3 protein-coding genes are annotated in these 3,713 nt (G+C 38.8%); 1 reads left to right on the forward strand and 2 read right to left on the reverse strand.

The window, feature by feature from the left end; all coding sequences use genetic code 11:
* Window positions 1-139: 139 nt before the first annotated feature.
* Together HMPREF0671_RS05635 and HMPREF0671_RS05640 are read right to left on the reverse strand one after the other, a co-directional pair.
* The gene (locus tag HMPREF0671_RS05635; protein ID WP_036897817.1) at window positions 140-781 is read right to left on the reverse strand and encodes a DUF6088 family protein; all 642 of its coding nucleotides are present in this window, start codon (window positions 779-781) and stop codon (window positions 140-142) included.
* 682 nt (window positions 782-1,463) lie between these two features.
* Complete coding sequence (locus HMPREF0671_RS05640; protein ID WP_156958368.1) at window positions 1,464-2,627, reverse strand: hypothetical protein; 1,164 nt, start codon at window positions 2,625-2,627, stop codon at window positions 1,464-1,466.
* A 468-nt stretch (window positions 2,628-3,095) separates the two neighbouring features.
* On the opposite strand from HMPREF0671_RS05640, the gene HMPREF0671_RS05645 reads away from it, so the two are divergent.
* Window positions 3,096-3,491: a DDE-type integrase/transposase/recombinase gene (locus tag HMPREF0671_RS05645; RefSeq protein WP_052052865.1), complete on the forward strand. Its 396-nt coding sequence runs from the start codon at window positions 3,096-3,098 to the stop codon at window positions 3,489-3,491.
* The last annotated feature ends 222 nt before the right edge of the window (window positions 3,492-3,713 follow it).

Genomic DNA, 3,713 nt, shown 5'->3' on the forward strand with positions numbered 1-3,713 from the left:
CACGAGAAGCCATTTCCCACAAGATGTGTTAAACAGGGCTTTGAGGACTACTGTCACCCACCAATCCTTCTCTACCGCATTATCTTCGATATTATGATCTTGTGCGACTGATTGTATCATTGAGATCCTCTCATCAATGCTATGATTCTGCCAACTGCTCATGATTCTTATTGTTTAGGATGTTTATTATTTTTCTTCTTATCCATTCAGGCATGACTTTTAAGTCTTCCGACATGGTATCGTCCTCTGGATATTTACTCAATATCACATTGATTGCACTTTCCCACTCGCCATTATAGTTTCGTTCACCGATAGCTTTCATGGCTTGTACTAACAGACGTGTGACCTTTCCCTTCAATGCGAAATTCTTGGGCACTCCTCTTTTGAACGTGATGGTTTTATTGCCACACTTGATTTTTCTTGCAGACCCACTGGTGAGAAAAACAGGGGTCATGGTAACTTGTTCGGATAATCCAAGCATATTCAACGCTGTACTACCAGTAGGGAGAATTTCAGCATTGTCTCTCTCTGCAATTGCATGGGCTATCTCTTCGGTAGTTGGATAAACTATACCAAATTTAGTTTTCTTCGCTTTAAGGTATATGCCACGAGATAATCTTAACAACAAATCCTGTCGGACAAAATCTGATAAAATCTTGCCCACATACTCATCGTCGTATTCTGGGAAACTATTATTAAAAAACAGAGTACCGGTGTTTGCTTTTTCAATACAGTTCCTAAGAATATCAACAACCTTCTTCTCTTCTTTGTTTATTAACATACATTAAGTCGGTTATTTTTGCAAAAATACCGAGTATAATTCAAAGTACCAAATTATCTGGAGGATTTTATTTGAATAAACGAATTTTTCTTTCAATTAGAATAAAAAGGAAGAATAAACCTTGTTTGTTTGTGGGAAAAATGCTATCTTTGCAATGTTATTTAGAGGTTGTATGAGTCACTAACAACAATTTAAAATAGTTTTAATTGACCTTCCAATTCTCTTTAGAGTCTCCTTGCTTTTTAATAATAGCCGGGTGACGAGTTCTTTGAATAATTGTCAGCATATACTTCTAATATTTGTTAAATTAGAAAACAAGGGAAGTTGGGGTCAAAAATGTGTTACTACCGGGTCAAATGTGTTACTGGTGTGTTACCAACTCTTTAGGCAATATTCACTTGCCTGCAAAATTAAGGATAACACATTCATTGTGAGCACATTGCAATAATACCATTATTTTGATATTTGCGACCCCAAACGGATCACAAAGCACGAAAAAGGGGATTCTTCACGAATCCCCTTTTTACGTTTGATACATAGACACTTGTGTTTCAAATTCGTTAGTTTATAGGATTATCATACATCTCACAAACTTTGATGTGCCTTTCCTGACTTTGATGGATATAAAAATAATAACTTTATCATATCCGACAACCCTTAAAAGTGCGTTTCCTTTCAGTAATTATCTAACCATACTTTCATCATATCCTCGTACTTTCTCAATCTCTGGCATCTCTTGAGCAGCATCAAAATCAGCTTTGTGCCGACTATAATAGTCCTCATCCGGTGTACAAGTAACTATATAATAATCCACATTTCCTCTATCAACATCTTTCTCTAGACCAATGAGCGAACCATCCTCGCATAACATCATGGGCAAACCTTCTGATAAAAGGCGTACTTCGACCACTCTATTCATATTCCAATGCAAAGAACCCACTTTATCAAACCCACTTTGATCCGGCGCGAAAAACACTTTCTTGTATGTACAAACCAAACACCACCAACGACTGCTGGCAGAAAGAATAACAGCCTTACCATAATGTTTGTCATCATAGACATATTCTACTTTATCAAAAACAAAAGGTAAAGAGGCAAATCGATTGAAATCTCTCCAATACTCTTCCTCGGTGATACGTTCATATAAGTAGTCTTGCCGAATCATGTTTTTTATCATCCCAGCAGCATCAGCATGTTGTACAATATAAGCATACGAAAATTCCGTTTTGAAAGCATGCTCTATGACGTTTCCTTTTTGGTATATATAAGTCTTGAAATCATAATCATTGAAACGCAAGAATGATTTTATTCCAAACAAATGATATTTGTTTATCAACTCACGAATAACCGTCAATGTGCCCCCTATCACTTCCTCGCCATCATTTATTGGTACCATAACCGTGACAGAAAGAGAATGGGAATGTTGTAAACATAAAGCCTGTGCATCAAACTTGTAATGTATCTTTAGCTCATCCCATCCTTTTACAAGACAGTCATAAATTTCTTCAAAATCGTTTTTCCAATGCTTTCGCTTCAAAGGCTGCATGACAGAGAAAACCACCTGATTCCGTTTTCTCCCTTTACCTATCAGTTCAAACGAACAGTTTATAGAATCAATCGTATATTCTTTTCTTGTTTCGTTATGGCCTATCCGCTCACCGGCCAAGTTTTCTATCAACCTTACGAATTTAAATTTCGGTGCATACTCCATCCAGAGAATCAGTCCACCAACAAACAAAGCGACGATACCCGGACCTATACCACCAATAGATATAAAGTAAAAGCAGATACTCACCTTTAATATAAATGAGATGATATAGAACAGTCGGCGAAATACTGAAGACATATATGGTATTGCATTTATATTTATAATATCAGAAGTATATGCAAAGATAGCAAAAGAAAAATAATCAAAATGATTCTATCATCACCTTTTTAGGAATGTACAGCTGAAAAGACCATGCGCAGTAAACCATGTATGGGAATATGGCCACATCATATCTCTATACTACCACTCCATAACACAACAGTATAACCTTGTGTAACAGCCCTCAAAAGTTTACACAAAAAGTTCTATTTAAGTTCTATTTCCAAAGGTTTACATAATGATTTTATTCTGTTCCTGTTCAGACGCAGGAACATCGACGTGCGCGACAATTATGTCTTCAAGTGCTGCAAGTGCTTGGGGATCAAGTCGCAGGGGAGACATGCCAAACACCATCGTCCCAAAACCAAGGCAGCCAGGGAATATCCCAATCTCATATTTTCCACGTGGGACACCGTGGACAGACCCAGATAGGTCATCGTCTCAGACATGACAGCCTTCCGTTTTTCGGTATTCTATATAGAGGTAACCTTTTACTTTGACGTCTTCACCAAGGAGATACTCACCTTCAGGATTGCAGACAAGCGGGGTTCAAGGTTTCAGTACCTCGAGGGACTGAAGGATGTCATCAGCCTGCTTGGCAGGGAGCACGAGCCCGTCATCCTACATACCGACCGGGGAAGCGTCTATGCTTCAATGGCTTATGGGGAACTGGTCAGGCAGGCAAACATCACAAGGTCGATGTCGAGGCCGGGCAAGCCCACTGACAACCCTGTCAACGAATCACTCAACGGATGGATCAAGGAAGAATTAATGATAGACTTTCACATCGACAGGTTGAGAAATGAATATGACATAGCAAGGGCTATGGAGCAATACTGTTGACACCGTAACAACTGACACAACTATCACTGATACTGCAGTTGTTACAACAACAACAGACACAACTGTTGTTTCAGAGTAATTCTGAATTCTACGAAAAGAAAAATGAGAGATACCGCCCACCGCTTTAAGCCGTGGGCGGTTTTTTGTGTCCATACACACCCCGTGTAACCTCATTATTTCGGACTTGACAGTCATATCATACGCGAGTTCGGGATAAGAAGA

Origin of the sequence: Prevotella sp. S7 MS 2 (assembly GCF_000762865.1) — a bacterium.
Lineage (GTDB): Bacteria > Bacteroidota > Bacteroidia > Bacteroidales > Bacteroidaceae > Prevotella.